This window comes from Enterobacter cloacae complex sp. 372C4 (assembly GCF_050030615.1).
GTDB classification, from domain to species: domain Bacteria; phylum Pseudomonadota; class Gammaproteobacteria; order Enterobacterales; family Enterobacteriaceae; genus Enterobacter; species Enterobacter intestinihominis.
Genome location: NZ_JBLGUQ010000001.1, coordinates 4,629,994 through 4,645,125, shown reverse-complemented (window position 1 = coordinate 4,645,125; position 15,132 = coordinate 4,629,994). Strand labels below are relative to the sequence as shown.

Here is a 15,132-nt window from a genome sequence, read left to right as displayed (position 1 = left end):
GCCGTCATGACCATTATTGAAACGGCAATCGCGCCACAGGCGCAACAGCGGACCAGCGCACTGCTGGACGTTAAAGACCTCCGCGTGACGTTTAAAACCCCCGACGGTGATGTGACTGCCGTTAACGATCTCAACTTCGACTTGCGTGCCGGTGAAACGCTGGGCATTGTGGGCGAATCCGGTTCCGGTAAATCCCAGACCGCATTCGCGCTGATGGGCCTGCTGGCGTCAAACGGCGTGATAGGGGGTTCGGCGACGTTTAACGGGAAAGAGATCCTGAATTTGCCGGAACATGAGCTGAACAAACTGCGCGCCGAGCAGATTTCAATGATTTTCCAGGATCCGATGACCTCCCTGAACCCCTATATGCGGGTGGGTGAACAGCTGATGGAAGTGCTGATGCTCCACAAGGGGCTGGGCAAAGCCGAAGCGTTTGAAGAGTCCGTCAAAATGCTGGATGCGGTGAAAATGCCTGAAGCACGCAAGCGCATGCGCATGTACCCGCACGAGTTCTCCGGCGGTATGCGTCAGCGCGTCATGATCGCGATGGCATTGCTTTGCCGGCCAAAACTGCTGATCGCTGATGAACCAACCACCGCTCTCGACGTGACCGTCCAGGCGCAGATCATGACGTTGCTGAACGAGCTGAAGCGTGAGTTCAACACCGCCATCATCATGATCACCCACGATTTAGGCGTCGTTGCCGGGATCTGCGACAAAGTGTTAGTCATGTATGCAGGCCGCACGATGGAATACGGTAATGCCCGCGATGTGTTCTACCAGCCAGCCCACCCGTACTCTATCGGGCTGCTGAATGCCGTACCGCGCCTCGATGCGGAAGGGGAGTCGCTGCTGACTATCCCAGGCAACCCGCCAAACCTGCTGCGTTTGCCAAAAGGCTGCCCGTTCCAGCCACGCTGTCCGCATGCGATGGAAATCTGTAACAGCGCACCGCCGCTGGAAGCGTTTGCCCCAGGCCGTCTACGCGCCTGCTTTAAGCCGCTGGAGGATCTGGTATGAACGCAATCGACGAAAAAAGAAATGTGCTGCTCGAAATCGCTGACCTGAAGGTCCATTTCGATATCAAAGACGGTAAACAGTGGTTCTGGCAGCCTGCCAAAACCCTGAAAGCGGTGGATGGCGTCACGCTACGCCTGTACGAAGGGGAGACCCTGGGCGTGGTGGGCGAATCCGGCTGCGGCAAGTCGACGTTTGCGCGTGCGATCATCGGCCTGGTGAAAGCCACCGACGGGAAAGTGGCCTGGCTTGGCAAAGATCTGCTGGGGATGAAGCCGGATGAATGGCGCAATGTGCGCAGTGATATCCAGATGATTTTCCAGGATCCTCTGGCGTCCCTGAACCCGCGTATGACCATTGGCGAAATCATTGCCGAGCCGCTGCGCACCTATCATCCGAAGATGCCGCGCCAGGAAGTTCGCGATCGGGTGAAAGCGATGATGCTGAAGGTGGGTCTGTTGCCTAACCTCATCAACCGCTACCCTCACGAGTTTTCCGGCGGTCAGTGCCAGCGTATCGGTATCGCACGCGCGTTGATCCTTGAACCGAAACTGATTATCTGTGATGAGCCGGTTTCGGCGCTGGACGTTTCCATCCAGGCCCAGGTGGTTAACCTGCTACAGAAACTGCAACGGGAAATGGGGCTGTCGCTGATCTTCATCGCCCACGATCTGGCGGTGGTAAAACACATTTCAGACCGTGTGCTGGTCATGTATCTGGGCCACGCCGTGGAACTGGGCACGTATGATGAGGTGTACCATAATCCGCTGCACCCTTATACCAAAGCGCTGATGTCTGCGGTTCCCGTTCCGGATCCCGATCTGGAAAAAAATAAAACCATTCAGCTTCTGGAAGGTGAACTGCCTTCGCCAATCAACCCGCCTTCAGGCTGCGTATTCCGTACGCGATGCCCAATAGCCGGGCCGGAATGTGCAAAAACACGGCCGGTTCTGGAGGGCAGTTTCCGACATGCGGTTTCCTGCCTGAAAGTAGACCCGTTATAATCGCAAGGGCTGACATGATGTCAGCCCTTATTTTTTAGAGGTTAATGTGTCGCGATTATTCACGTCGGCCCGTCAGCGGCTTTATCACCTTTTATTTGATCCAGAAACGGTTTCCGGTCGCCGTTTCGAGGGTCTGTGTGGCTTATTTGCGCTGATTAGCGTCATTATTATCTTTATCGAATCCGGTGCCGGAACGCAGTACCACATGACGTATGAGGAGTGGCACGTTTTTGTCTGGCTGGAATTGATCGTCACGCTGGTGTTTACCGCAGAGTATGTGCTGAGGGTCATTAGCTGGCCAAATCCAGCGAAATACGTTTTCAGCTTCTGGGGATTTATTGATTTAGCCACTATCCTGCCGCTGTATGTCATGTGGCTGTGGCCTGAGATCAGCCTGAATTATGTGTTTGCCTGGCGCGCAATGCGGGCGATTCGTGTGTTACGAATTCTGAAGCTGCTTCGCTTTATGCCGTCGCTGAGGGTTTTTTGGGTCGCCATTGTCAGCGCCCGCCACCAGCTTATTCTCTTCTATTCGTTTATTGCTATCGTGATGATCGTTTTTGGCTCCCTGATGTATTTAATCGAAGGGCCAAAATACGGGTTTACCACGCTTAATGCGTCGGTTTACTGGGCTATCGTCACGGTGACCACCGTGGGCTATGGCGATATTACACCGGATACGCCGCTCGGACGTATTGTGGCATCGGTTCTTATCCTGATCGGTTATTCGGTGATAGCGATACCGACGGGGCTAATTACCACCCATATGAGCAGCGCCTTCCAGAACAGCAAGCAGCAACGCAAATGTCCGAATTGTCAGCAGGGAAATCATGAACCCGGGGCGCGGTTTTGTCACCGCTGTGGAAATGCCTTGCCGGATTAAATAAAAAAGGCTGCGCGGGCAGCCTTTTTTATTATTCGCGCCAGAGAATATGGCACAGCTTATGGTCTTTCTCGCGGCACAGCAGGACGCGGGCAAAGATGTCGTTAATTTCTCCGCCGTCTTCATCTGCCAGGCCAATTACCACCTCAGCGAAGAAGTCCGGGTTGAGATCAAAATCGACGTGTTCGGCCCAGTCTTCAGACGGATCGAACAGCTCAGCACCGCCACGCTCTTCAAATTGCAGGTTGAAAAGAATGACGTCAGCAGGGTCGAGATTATCGACCGCCAGCTCGAGAAAAATATCGTAGGCCTGTTCGAGCGTTTCGTCTTCGGTCAGGCGATTGTTCAGATCCATTTCCATGATGACTACCTGTTAAACATCGTTGGGCACGTTTTACAGCAACGGACTAAAGAAGTAAAACAGTCGTTCGGCAATTCGCTGCCACAGCGGACGTTTCGCCCACAGTCTGGCGTCCAGCAGGCGTGAGCGGGAGATATAATCATCCTGAACCGCCGCCAGATCGCCGCCGAAACCGGCGTCATCAATGACCAGCGTAATTTCAAAATTCAGCCACAGACTGCGCATATCGAGGTTGACGGTACCCACCAGGCTCAGCTCTCCGTCTACCAGCACGCTCTTGGTGTGTAACAGACCGCCTTCGAACTGATAGATTTTAACGCCCGCGGCCAGCAGCTCACTAAAGAACGCGCGACTTGCCCACCCGACCAGCAGCGAATCGTTCTTGCGCGGCATAATAATGCTCACATCCACTCCGCGCTGAGCCGCTGTACAGATGGCGTGCAGAAGGTCGTCGCTGGGGACGAAATAGGGCGTGGTCATGATCAGATATTCCCGCGCTGAGTACGCGGCGGTAAGCAGTGCCTGATGGATCAGATCTTCCGGGAAGCCAGGACCGGAGGCGATAGTGTGGATAGTGTGCCCGCTGGCTTCCTCAAACGGCATGATATTGCCATCCGGCGGCGGGGGAAGAATGCGTTTACCGGTTTCAATTTCCCAGTCGCACGAATAGACGATGCCCATAGAGGTTGCCACCGGGCCTTCCATGCGAGCCATCAAATCGATCCATTGCCCCACGCCGGAATCCTGTTTAAAGAAGCGGGGGTCGACCATGTTCATGCTGCCGGTGTAGGCGATATAGTTATCGATCAGAACCATTTTCCGGTGCTGACGAAGATCCATGCGGCGCAGAAAGACGCGCATAAGATTCACTTTCAGCGCCTCGACCACCTCGATACCGGCGTTGCGCATCATGCCTGCCCACGGGCTACGGAAAAAGGCCACGCTGCCGGCGGAGTCCAGCATCAGGCGGCAGTGGATACCGCGACGTGCAGCGGCCATCAGCGATTCGGCGACCTGGTCCGCCATGCCGCCCGGCTGCCAGATATAAAACACCATCTCGATATTATGCCGGGCTAGCTGGATATCACGGATCAGCGCCTGCATCACGTCATCGGAAGAGGTCATCAGTTGCAGCTGATTGCCTTTTACCCCAGCAATGCCCTGGCGGCGTTCGCACAGCTTGAACAAAGATGCGGCCACGCTGCTGTTCTCTTCGGCGAAGATATGCTTGCAGGCTTTAAGGTCGGCAAGCCATTTTGCCGTGGAGGGCCACATGGCACGGGCGCGTTCGGCCCGGCGTTTACCCAGATGAAGTTCACCGAAAGAGAGATAGGCGATGATGCCCACCAGCGGCAGAATGTAGATAATCAGAAGCCAGGCCATGGCGGAAGGTACCGCTCTGCGTTTCATCAGAATGCGCAACGTCACCCCGGCAATTAACAGCCAGTATCCTAAAATGACCAGCCAACTCACCACGGTGTAGAAGGTTGTCATAAATAAAAAATCCTTTTGAAAGCGTATTGTTATGAGTTTACGCATCAGGATTCATCTGGCAAATAAAAACGGCAGATAAAAGCGCTGGTTTGCCGCCTGCTTAGGCATATAATGGCATCTCTGTTAGAGAAAGAGTTGTAGACATGAAGCGCAGTAGAACTGAAGTAGGGCGCTGGCGCATGTTGCGACAGGTGAGTCGTCGTAAGGCTCGTTGGCTGGAAGCACAATCCCGCCGCAATATGCGTATCCACGCCATCAGAAAATGTGGCCTGAACAGACACCGTAACGCGCTGCTGTTCGCGGTCCAGGATATCTGAAAAGCATGAGGGGCACCGTAAAGGTGCCCATTAAACATCCAGACTATCAATCTTTGCAGTCTCCTCCCGTCTGCTTTCCACGATATACTACGTCCCCATAACGTCATGATATTAAAAGATGAATCCTTATCTCTGGATTTTTATTGCACTTTTGGCGCTGGATGCGCTCAGGGAAGGTTTAGGACTTTCGTCATTTTCCTCATTGGCAGATTATGTTTTTTCGTGGGGAATACATTGGCTTTATTAAAGGAAAAAAGGATGAACGTAAAAGTGATGGCAGCACTCTTCGGGATTGCAGTATTAAGCGGTTGTGCCAGTAGCAAAACCTCACCCGAACGGCACGCGTTTTATTTCGTGTCGCATCAGTCCAGCTTTACTGGCGGCAATTACACCTCCAGCGTGCAGAAAAATTATCACCTGAACGTAGCGCAGTTCCGCGAGCTTTATGCCCGGGGCAAAGCTGACCGTGCGGAAGGGCGGACTCAGGCTGAAGCCAGTGAATACGAGCAAAGCATTCGCGATCAGCTGAAAGAAAATGCGAAGTCGCAGGAATTGTACGCAGGCAACGCGAAGGATAAATGGTCTTCGGACATGGACAGTAAAGACGCCATATTATTTGGTAACGAACTGGCCGCGACTTATCTTGATGGTTATAACGGCGTACAATAGCGCAACTGATTCAGGGGATACCGTAATTACCGGTATCCCCGCTGTTTTTGAGCAAAAGGAGTGAGACGTGTTTGCGGAGTTTGGTGTACTGAATTTCTGGACCTATGTTGTCGGCGCATTTTTTATCGTGCTGGTTCCAGGACCGAACACCTTGTTTGTGCTGAAAACAGGGATTGGCCACGGCGTTAAGAAAGGCTATCTGGCAGCCACCGGTGTGTTTATTGGTGATGCCGTGCTGATGTTTCTGGCCTGGGCGGGCGTTGCCGCGTTGATCCAGACCACTCCGGTATTATTTAATATTGTCCGCTATCTTGGGGCGTTTTATCTGCTGTGGCTCGGCGGAAAAATGCTCTGGTCCGTTATGACACGTCAAAAAAATGCGCACGAAAGTAGCGCCGAACCGGCAAGCGCGATCCTTAAGCGTTCGCTGGTGCTGAGCCTGACGAACCCGAAAGCGATTCTCTTTTACGTATCGTTCTTCGTGCAGTTCATTGATGTCAATGCGAAGAATACCGGCACGTCGTTCCTGATCCTCGCCACAACGCTTGAGCTAATCAGCTTCATGTACATGAGCTTCCTCATTTTCTCAGGCGCGTTTGTCACGCGTTACCTGAAAACCAAAAAGAAACTGGCGAAGCTGGGGAACGGGTTGATAGGCCTGCTGTTTGTTGGATTTGCGGCGAGGCTGGCGTCGCTGCACTGAATGAAGAAAAGGCTCCCGAGGGAGCCTTTCATTTCAGAACACTTTTTTATACGGGCGAACCGCGACTTTCTCGTACACGCCGGCTGCGACGTACGGGTCTGCTTCTGCCCAGGCCTGCGCGGCTTCCAGAGATTCAAACTCGGCAATCACCGTGGAGCCGGTAAAACCCGCTGCTCCCGGATCGTTGCTGTCAACGGCAGGCATCGGGCCTGCGGTCAGCAACCGACCTTCATCCTGTAGCAGCTGTAAACGCGCCAGATGGGCAGGGCGAACGGAAAGACGTTTTTCCAGAGAATCAGGTACATCTTCAGCGTAAATCACATAAAGCACGGCAAAGCTCCTTAACCGGTAAAAGTGACATTTACGTTATGTGAAAGCACAAATGACTGCAATGTAAAGATAATAACAATGTTAAAACCCTGATCTGGATGCCCCTTTTTTGCCCTCTTATACGCTTAAATTGCGCCAGGACAAAGTGTCTTATTGAATATGATTGCTATTTGCATTTAAAATCGAGGTTCGGTTTTTTAACGTTGATGATTATGACTTCGATGACCCTTGATTTACCTCGCCGCTTTCCATGGCCGACGCTGCTTTCCGTCGTTATTCACGGTGCTGTCGTGGCGGGTCTGCTCTATACCTCGGTTCATCAGGTTATTGAAATGCCAGCGCCAGCGCAGCCAATTTCTGTGACCATGGTATCGCCCGCGGATCTTGAACCGCCGCAGGTTGCGCCGCCGCCGCCACAGCCCGTTGTTGAACCCGAGCCGGAACCCGAGCCGATTCCTGAACCGCCAAAAGAAGCGCCGGTGGTGATCCATAAGCCAGAGCCGAAACCTAAGCCGAAGCCAAAACCCAAGCCGGTCAAAAAGGTGGAAGAGCGTCCGAAACGCGAAGTGCGTCCGGTTGAGCCACGCACCACGCAGCCGGTTGAAAATGCCGCCCCGTCACGTCCGCTGATGAGTAACACCACGACCGCTACAAAACCGACGGTAACGGCGCCAGCGGGCCCGCGCGCGCTGAGCCGTAACCAGCCGCAGTATCCGGCACGTGCTCAGGCGTTACGTATTGAAGGGCGTGTACGGGTGAAATTCGACGTTACGGCTGATGGACGTGTGGATAACGTGGAAATCCTGTCCGCACAGCCGGCGAATATGTTTGAACGCGAAGTTAAATCGGCCATGCGCAGGTGGCGTTATGAAGCCGGTAAACCCGGCAATGGGTTGATTGTAAATATTGTCTTCCGCCTGAACGGCGGGGCACAGATGGAATAAAAGAAGCCTCCGCAAGGAGGCTTTTTTTTACCTGAGGATCAGCTCCGTGGGAGCTGGCGGGGCTTACCGTCGCTATCCACTGCCACGTAGATGAACAGGGCCTCCGTCGCCTTATAGCGCTGACCAATCGGTTCAGAAGAGACTTTTTTCACCCATACTTCAATGTTAATGGAGATAGACGTATTGCCGCGTTTTACGCAGCGTGCGTAACAGCACACCACGTCCCCCACCGCGACAGGGCGCAGGAAGGTCATGCCATCGACCCGGACGGTTACCACGCGCCCGTGTGCAATCTCTTTTGCCAGGATTGCACCGCCCATATCCATCTGCGACATTAACCAGCCGCCAAAAATATCGCCATTGGCATTCGTATCCGCAGGCATTGCCAGTGTGCGTAAAACCAGTTCGCCCTGTGGGGCGTCATTTGTTGTCATTGTTTTTAAACTCGTAACTGAAGACTTCAGGCGGGATGCTACTATGATTTCTGGCTGGAGAGAATAGGGTTAGCGCCCGCAGCGCGGGCGCCTGAAGGTCAGAAGGACATGGTTACGCCAGCGTAATAGGCGCGGCCCGGTTCGTTATAGGTAGATGCACCGTCATTTTCACGGTAAATCTGCTTGTCAAAGAGGTTGCTGATGCCGGCATTCAGGCGCAGGTTTTTGGTCAGCTGATAGTTACTGCCGATACCCACGATGGAATACGCGCCGATCTCTCTGTTGGACATCGCATTTTCCTCTTTGCGGATTTCAGCGTTTTCTCTGGGCTTCTGGCGGCCGTACATCGTCCAGCTTACGTTGGCTGAAAGCTTGCTGTTAACCTCCCAGTCCAGCATGGTGTTGACGGTATATTTGGGGATAATCGACAACGGATTACCGGTGTCTTTACTTTCAGACTGAATCATATACGTCGCATTAGTACGCCAGGTTAGCGTGTCGCGAATAACAGGGACGGTGAGGTTGCCTTCCAGACCTTCAACAACGGCCTTACCGCCGTTCTCCCATTGCAGGATATTTGCGCCGCTGCTTGTCTGCCCCAGCACATCCGTTCCTGAAACGATCTTGTTTTTGTAATCATTGCGGAACCAGGTAATTCCAGCCTCGTAGCCTTCCAGGGCAAAGGCCAGGCCGATCTCTTTGTTCACGCTGATTTCCGGATCCAGATCCGGGTTACCTAACAGATAACAGCTTCCTTCGGAAACGTTATTCGGGCAGCCATTACCGCGGGTGGAAAGCAGATAGCCTTCGCTGGATTGATACAAGTTTGGCGCTTTAAATACCCGAGCGATACCCGCTTTAACCTTGAACATGTCACCCAAATCCTGAGAGAGGTTCAGGCTCGGACTCCAGTTGCTGCCAAACTGATTGTGATAATCAAAGCGGAGCCCTGGGATCAGGTTGGTGCCCTGACGCGCTTCAATATTGTCCTCAAGATAGATGCCGGTGAGGTCAGCGCTGTTTTTGCTGTTGCGCTCAGAAGCCGTGCCGGGAACGCCGTTAATCACTTCTCCCGACACATTTGTCGACTGCATTGAGGCCGGATCGTTCAGTTCATCACGGTTCCATTCTGCACCCACGGTTAGCGTCTGTTCTACCAGCCAGAAGAAAGGAATGTTCAGTTCACCCGTTGAACGGTATGACTCCAGCCGGCTGGTATCGTATTTATCGCTATTGATCATCCCTTCAACTTTGCCCGTAGAGCCTTCTTCCAGTCGGGTGTTGTTGGCCTTTTCATAATAAACCCCGAACTTTGACTGACCCCAGTCCCAGATGCCGTTGTGCGTAATGCCATAAGACTGGCGGTACATTCGGTTGGTTTCGTGTCCATACAGGGACGACACCAGACCGTCAGGGCTGACGTTGCTGTTGCTGTATTGAGTATCACCCGCGTAGATATTGCCCTGGCGGCTGTAGCTGTAGTCGAAATCGATAATCTGCTGTGGCGTGAGTTTCCAGGAGAGCAGGGCATTAATGTCCTTGTTACGTACGCCCTCTCGCCCGGCGGCGTAAGAGCCGTTTTGCGCGGTGTTGATGTCCTGAGCATCTGCGTCGGTTTTGTTGATGTTCCCGTACAGGCGCATCGTTAACGCATCGCCCGCGAGGGGGCCGCTCAGATCAAAATTAGCGCGTTTCGTCGCCCCCTCTTTATCATTTTCAGGCTGGTTAGTGTACAGGGAGAGGGAGCCGTGCCAGTCGTTGGACGGGCGTTTGGTAATGATGTTGACGACGCCGCCGGCAGCCCCCGAACCATAGCGGGCGGCAGCTGGTCCCCGGAGCACTTCAATACGCTCAACCATCTCTGGCGGAACCCAGTTGGTGTCCCCGCGGGTGTCGCGCTCCCCGCGCCAGCTGTAGCGCACCGAGTTACGTGACGTCACCGGCACACCGTCAATCAGAATCAGCGTGTTCTCTGGCCCCATACCGCGGATGTCGATCTGACGGTTGTTACCACGACTGCCTGTCGCGCTGTTTCCGGTGAGGTTAACCCCGGGCATTTTGCGAATAATTTCCGAAAGATCGTTAACCGGTGGATCCTTTTCTATGTCCTTTGCCGTGATGATGGAAACCCCCGGCTGTTGCTTTAGGGCCTCTTCAGCGGTTGCCTGAACGACCATTGTTTCACCATCGGCGAGAGGATCCTCCGCTGCGTGCGCGCTCTGGTATAGCGTTGAAAGAATGGCGAGTGTAAGTGTAGCCGGGGCAAATCTTATTATGTTATTCATCAACTCATTTCCATTTGTTAAAAATGCGATGAAGAATATTAATGATAGTGATTCTCATTACAATAAAGCGACAGCAATCTCCATAAAATCTTCATGATTCAGACATTTTCGCAGGAAGATTGTGGAGAAAAGAGAAGGCGGGAAAAGAGGCCAGACCGCGTGACGATCTGGCCAGAAGGATCAGTGCTTGTCATCCTGCGGCATGTGGCGATAAATATAAACGCCGCTGAGCAGGGTGAAGATAAGGGTCAGCGCCGTCAGGCCAAACACCTTGAAGTTGACCCAGATATTCTGCGGCAGCCAGAATGCGATATAGATATTCGCCAGACCACACAGAATAAAAAATAGCGCCCAGGCGATATTCAGACGCCCCCACACAGCCTGCGGCAGCGTCAGTTCTTTCCCCAGCATGCGCTGGATCAGCGGCTTCTTCATCACCCACTGGCTGATGAGCAGCGCGCCCGCAAACAGGCCGTAAATCACTGTGACCTTCCATTTGATAAATTCATCATTGTGGAAGAACAACGTCAGACCACCAAACACCGCCACCATCAGGAAAGTGATGAGCGCCATCTTTTCAACTTTGCGATAGCGAACCCAGCTGTAAATCAGCACCACAGCCGTTGCCACGATCAGCGCCAGCGTGCCGGCATAGATGTCGTACAGCTTATAAAAAGCGAAAAATACGATCAGCGGTAAAAAATCAAGAAACTGCTTCATTCTGCGATCCCGGTTACTGACGAATTAACATGTACAGGCGGAACAAATAGACCAGCAGTACAGCTGAAATCAGATTGCTCAGCGTATTGGCGACAACCGCGCCGACGTTTGGCGTTAATACCGCAAAATTCGGCGCAAACAGCAACAGTAGAGTCTTGGCCAGCAACCAGCTGATAACGGCCGGGGCGACCAGACGCATATTCGCCCACGCGAGCCTTATACTGCTGCGCATGGCGGTGAAAATACCCATTTTGTCCTGCACAACCATTACTGGCGCAAATGAAAGCACGATAGCCAGCAGCACGCCCGGAACGACAACCAACATTATCCCCATCTGGACCAGCAGCGTAGTCAGGAAGATGAGGATAAACAGTTTCGGCAGCACCGGAGCACTGGCCCCGATGGCACGTAACGCGCTGACGCGTAGGCCGGCAGACACCAGCTGGATCATCAGCAACACGCCACCCGCCAGAATGGCGTTGCCGATCAGCCCCGAGAAGGTAGATGCCGCAGATGCACGCAGCAAGATTTGCTGTTGCTCTGGCGTCATATTCTGCACAAGGTCAAATAACCCTGCGCTGCCTGCAAGATGATCCCCCTGGCTCAGCGAGGCAATCTGTTCATCACTGGGTGAGAACGCATGACCCAGCACCACCGTAATAAAGGCGCACAACAACGCGATCAGTAAAAAAGTAACGAACTGATTGCGGAAAAAATTTCCCGTGTCACGGTAGACAGACTTCGCCGTGATAGACATGCACTCTCCTTGAGTATTGCAGGTGTTAATTAGCCGGCAATTGTACACCGGATAACACGCTGGTGGCAGCATCAAGGCTTGTATGGAAAAGCATATCTTTGTAAAGCGGCGGTAATCCATAGCGGGCGCGGGCGCGATTGCATGCCTCATTGACCTGCCCATCCACTCCCGACATCGCGAAAGTGCGACACGGGCTGGGGCGATCCGCGTAAATGGAACAGCGGGTGGATACCCCAGGTTCACCTTGCAGTGCCACACAGCGGCTCTGTTTTTGGTTGGTGCCGCGCATGCAACGCAGGAAAGGGGTCAAGGGTTCAGTGAGATCAACCGGAACGGTGCCGCCGCCATCGCTGGCTTCAGCCCAGTAGAAAGAGACTCGAAAATACGCACAACAGGCTCCGCACGTCATGCACGGGTTATGATCACTCATGGCACACCTGCAAAAGTAGAACGCATCAAATCAGATTGTGAGAGCGATAAATTATCCAGCCGCTACAGGAAGCGCAAGAGAGGAAAAACAGAAAATTTTGTAACTATGAAATGCCAAAAATTGACGCGGTAACAACTTATTGCTTTATGAGGCGTCACCAAAAATTAACCTAGATCAATGAATGTTAACTTACTGGTTTTAATGTGATCTGTGTTAGATCACTTATTACTCATTTGTGAGTATATTCTCCTCCGCAATTAAAACCACAACGATGGAGCGGATATGAAAAAATTAGCGGTGGCAGCCCTTATCTTAAGCAGTCTCTCTGGCGGCGCGTACGCGCATGAAGCAGGTGAATTCTTTATTCGTGCCGGTTCGGCAACGGTGCGTCCAACGGAAGGTTCCGACAATGTACTGGGTATGGGCGGGTTTAACGTTAGCAATAACACCCAGTTAGGCCTGACATTCACGTATATGGCTACGGATAACATTGGCGTTGAGCTTCTGGCCGCCACGCCATTCCGTCACCGCGTCGGTTTAGGGCCGACCGGGGACATTGCTACGGTGCACCATTTACCACCAACCCTGATGGCGCAGTGGTACTTCGGCGATTTCAGCAGCAAGTTACGCCCTTATATTGGTGCAGGCGTTAACTACACCACCTTCTTTGATGAGAAATTTAACGATACCGGTAAAGAGGCTGGGCTATCCGATCTCAGCCTGAAAGACTCGTGGGGCATGGCGGGGCAGGTTGGTCTGGATTATCTGATTAACCGTGACTGGCTGATCAACGCCTCGGTCTGGTATATGGACATTGAGACGGACGTGCGCTTTAAAGCTGGCGGCCAGCAGCAAAGTATCAATACCCGTCTGGATCCGTGGGTATTTATGTTCTCAGCGGGTTATCGTTTCTGACAGAAGATATATCCCCGGTCAGCCGGGGATTGCTGTATGGTGGTTGTTCCACATACCTGGCTGGAGGGGATATCCCCAACATCAAATTTGAGTGTCCGGTTTGTGCAGGTAAACAGTTTCAGTTCACGACGTTCAGCCCAGCACATAGCCTACCTCACGGTGCTATCTGTTCCGTTTGCGGAACACGTCTCACCACTCATTCATGCCTGCCGAAACTCAGACGACGACGGTGGCCAAAGCCAGTAAACTAGATAAGGCCTCTGAGAGGCCTTTTTCGATCGTGAAATCACTTCTGAATTAAATAACGAATTGTTGGTCCGTCCTGCTGGATATCCAGCACGGTATAGCCGTGATTTTTGGCATCAAGCGGAATGTTATTGATCGACTGGGGGCAATCGCTCACCACTTCCAGAATTTCACCTTTCTTAAGCTGCGGTAACGCCTCAAGCGTGGCGACAGCCGGGTAAGGGCAGGGTTCACCCACCATATCGAGACGATAATCAGGCACGATCTCTTTCATGCGGCATTCTCCTGAGTTTCAGTTTTGACGGTGGCACGCCGGAAGAAGCGCTTTTCATGCGCAATAACCAGTAAGAAGGCGATAAGCAGCAGGGCGTAGGTCACCATGAGCCCCCCGAGTGGACCAAAGGTATTCAGCAAATTGACCTTGTCCCAGTTGGTTGCCAGTACTGGAGAGACGTCATCCCAGTAGTACGCCAGGAGGGTTGAGCCAATCACGTTACCCAGACCAACCCACCAGTAATGCACCTGGCCTTCCACGGCGCGATACATCCAGCCAGTTTCACACCCGCCCGCCAGCACGATGCCAAAACCAAACAGCAGCCCGCCAATGACCGCATTAGGACCGGCCCACATGATTTTCGGCTCAACGCCGAGCTGAACATAGCTAAAGATCCCGATCGCGCTCACGGCCATCCCGGCAATAATGGCTTTCGCCATCATGGTACGTCCGGTGATCCACATATCGCGAAACGCGGAGGTAAAGCAGATCTGCGCGCGTTCAATCAGCAGACCAAAGCCGACGCCGAACAGCATGGCCAGACCGAGTTTGGGCTGATTCATCGCCGTGCAAATCGCCCAGGCAACCATAGTAAAAAAGACCAGCATACCGAGGCGGAAGCGACGACGCGCATGATCGGGTTTTTGCGTTAACGGAGATGCAGCGCTAACTTTCGTCATTTTCACCGGAATGCGGAACAGTGGCAGCAGGGTGAACTTTGCACCGAAATATGAGCCAATGGCGGTGGCGACGGCAAAGAACCAGGCATGCAGCGAGAACTGCGGAATACCGGTAAAGAACGCGGCCAGATTACAGCCCATCGCCAGGCGGGCGCCAAACCCGGCAATGATACCGCCGACCACGGCCTGCATAATGCGGATGCGGCTTTTCGGCATGCGCAACTTAACGTTGTTGGCCCACAGCGCGGCCGCAAAACATCCGCCAAACATGCCAATGATCATCATTCCGTCGATGCGGGTCAGCGGTGAGCCCTCAAGATGGATCAGTTTGAAGTAACCCCACTCTTCGGCATGAACGCCTGCCAGCTGTAATAGCTGCCCACCCCAGCGGGTAAACTCGCCCGTAACAGCCCAGAAGGTGCCGGTAATACCGAAATAATAGGTAGAGAGAATGCCTGCCGCGATAACGGCCGGAACAGGTGACCAGAACTTAACCAGGTAAGTCTGTTTGAAGGAATGCCAGGACATGAATAACCTCTGAACTCAGAAGGGTAACGCTAAAAAGAGCCCAGATCATACGCTTACGCGAAAGTTTGAAAAGTCATTCACACCGAAAATATCGACAGGATCAATTTTGACCTGCTTCTTTCAGGAAGAGAGAAGGGAAAA

General features: G+C 53.0%; 18 protein-coding genes and 1 pseudogene. 9 read left to right on the top strand and 10 right to left on the bottom strand.

All coding sequences use genetic code 11. The annotated features are described in order from the left end of the window. Positions 1-6: 6 nt before the first annotated feature. The 3 genes and pseudogenes from ACQG11_RS22570 (at position 7) to ACQG11_RS22560 (ending at position 2,904) form a co-directional block, all read left to right on the top strand. The gene (locus ACQG11_RS22570) at positions 7-1,020 is read left to right on the top strand and encodes an ABC transporter ATP-binding protein (RefSeq protein WP_426728854.1); all 1,014 of its coding nucleotides are present in this window, start codon (positions 7-9) and stop codon (positions 1,018-1,020) included. Then, positions 1,017-2,021: a murein tripeptide/oligopeptide ABC transporter ATP-binding protein OppF gene (gene oppF / locus ACQG11_RS22565; protein WP_022648351.1), complete on the top strand. Its 1,005-nt coding sequence runs from the start codon at positions 1,017-1,019 to the stop codon at positions 2,019-2,021. Before ACQG11_RS22570 ends, oppF begins: the two co-directional genes overlap by 4 nt. Before the next feature lie 14 nt (positions 2,022-2,035). Then, positions 2,036-2,904: pseudogene (locus ACQG11_RS22560) on the top strand (ion transporter). 31 nt (positions 2,905-2,935) lie between these two features. Here ACQG11_RS22560 and ACQG11_RS22555 read toward each other — a convergent pair. Then, positions 2,936-3,265 (bottom strand): HI1450 family dsDNA-mimic protein, encoded by a 330-nt coding sequence (locus ACQG11_RS22555; RefSeq protein ID WP_006810881.1) that lies wholly within the window; start codon positions 3,263-3,265, stop codon positions 2,936-2,938. A 33-nt stretch (positions 3,266-3,298) separates the two neighbouring features. Continuing rightward, complete coding sequence (gene cls, locus ACQG11_RS22550; protein ID WP_022648349.1) at positions 3,299-4,759, bottom strand: cardiolipin synthase; 1,461 nt, start codon at positions 4,757-4,759, stop codon at positions 3,299-3,301. 143 nt (positions 4,760-4,902) lie between these two features. On the opposite strand from cls, the gene ACQG11_RS22545 reads away from it, so the two are divergent. The 4 genes from ACQG11_RS22545 (at position 4,903) to leuE (ending at position 6,448) form a co-directional block, all read left to right on the top strand. Next, positions 4,903-5,076: a YciY family protein gene (locus tag ACQG11_RS22545; protein WP_017384232.1), complete on the top strand. Its 174-nt coding sequence runs from the start codon at positions 4,903-4,905 to the stop codon at positions 5,074-5,076. A 118-nt stretch (positions 5,077-5,194) separates the two neighbouring features. Then, entirely contained in the window at positions 5,195-5,323 is a 129-nt protein-coding gene (locus ACQG11_RS22540; protein WP_426728853.1) for a KPN_01571 family protein, read from the top strand. A gap of 11 nt (positions 5,324-5,334) precedes the next feature. Continuing rightward, a complete protein-coding gene (locus ACQG11_RS22535) occupies positions 5,335-5,745 on the top strand; it encodes an Exc2 family lipoprotein (protein ID WP_426728852.1) in 411 nt (136 codons plus the stop codon). Positions 5,746-5,812: 67 nt separating this feature from the next. Next, complete coding sequence (gene leuE, locus ACQG11_RS22530) at positions 5,813-6,448, top strand: leucine efflux protein LeuE (protein ID WP_006810877.1); 636 nt, start codon at positions 5,813-5,815, stop codon at positions 6,446-6,448. A 33-nt stretch (positions 6,449-6,481) separates the two neighbouring features. Here the strand turns inward: leuE and ACQG11_RS22525 are convergent, their stop codons facing one another. Beyond that, positions 6,482-6,778, bottom strand: a complete 297-nt coding sequence (locus tag ACQG11_RS22525) for a YciI family protein (RefSeq protein ID WP_032624111.1) — start codon at positions 6,776-6,778, stop codon at positions 6,482-6,484. A 221-nt stretch (positions 6,779-6,999) separates the two neighbouring features. On the opposite strand from ACQG11_RS22525, the gene tonB reads away from it, so the two are divergent. Next, entirely contained in the window at positions 7,000-7,722 is a 723-nt protein-coding gene (gene tonB / locus ACQG11_RS22520; RefSeq protein WP_032622462.1) for a TonB system transport protein TonB, read from the top strand. A 38-nt stretch (positions 7,723-7,760) separates the two neighbouring features. Here tonB and yciA read toward each other — a convergent pair whose 3' ends face one another. From yciA to ACQG11_RS22495, 5 genes are all read right to left on the bottom strand, one after another. Then, the gene (gene yciA, locus ACQG11_RS22515; protein ID WP_022648341.1) at positions 7,761-8,156 is read right to left on the bottom strand and encodes an acyl-CoA thioester hydrolase YciA; all 396 of its coding nucleotides are present in this window, start codon (positions 8,154-8,156) and stop codon (positions 7,761-7,763) included. Between the two features lie 98 nt (positions 8,157-8,254). Then, entirely contained in the window at positions 8,255-10,441 is a 2,187-nt protein-coding gene (locus ACQG11_RS22510; protein ID WP_426728851.1) for a TonB-dependent siderophore receptor, read from the bottom strand. Positions 10,442-10,621: 180 nt separating this feature from the next. Continuing rightward, a complete protein-coding gene (locus ACQG11_RS22505) occupies positions 10,622-11,161 on the bottom strand; it encodes a septation protein A (protein ID WP_003856762.1) in 540 nt (179 codons plus the stop codon). 13 nt (positions 11,162-11,174) lie between these two features. Beyond that, positions 11,175-11,918: a YciC family protein gene (locus tag ACQG11_RS22500; protein WP_426728850.1), complete on the bottom strand. Its 744-nt coding sequence runs from the start codon at positions 11,916-11,918 to the stop codon at positions 11,175-11,177. A 25-nt stretch (positions 11,919-11,943) separates the two neighbouring features. After that, a complete protein-coding gene (locus ACQG11_RS22495; RefSeq protein WP_045621607.1) occupies positions 11,944-12,348 on the bottom strand; it encodes a YkgJ family cysteine cluster protein in 405 nt (134 codons plus the stop codon). Between the two features lie 282 nt (positions 12,349-12,630). On the opposite strand from ACQG11_RS22495, the gene ompW reads away from it, so the two are divergent. Next, the gene (gene ompW, locus ACQG11_RS22490; RefSeq protein ID WP_426728849.1) at positions 12,631-13,263 is read left to right on the top strand and encodes an outer membrane protein OmpW; all 633 of its coding nucleotides are present in this window, start codon (positions 12,631-12,633) and stop codon (positions 13,261-13,263) included. A 286-nt stretch (positions 13,264-13,549) separates the two neighbouring features. Here ompW and yedF read toward each other — a convergent pair whose 3' ends face one another. Then, positions 13,550-13,783, bottom strand: a complete 234-nt coding sequence (gene yedF, locus ACQG11_RS22485; RefSeq protein ID WP_003856774.1) for a sulfurtransferase-like selenium metabolism protein YedF — start codon at positions 13,781-13,783, stop codon at positions 13,550-13,552. Beyond that, the gene (yedE, locus tag ACQG11_RS22480) at positions 13,780-14,991 is read right to left on the bottom strand and encodes a selenium metabolism membrane protein YedE/FdhT (protein WP_426728848.1); all 1,212 of its coding nucleotides are present in this window, start codon (positions 14,989-14,991) and stop codon (positions 13,780-13,782) included. Before yedE ends, yedF begins: the two co-directional genes overlap by 4 nt. Positions 14,992-15,132 lie beyond the last annotated feature (141 nt).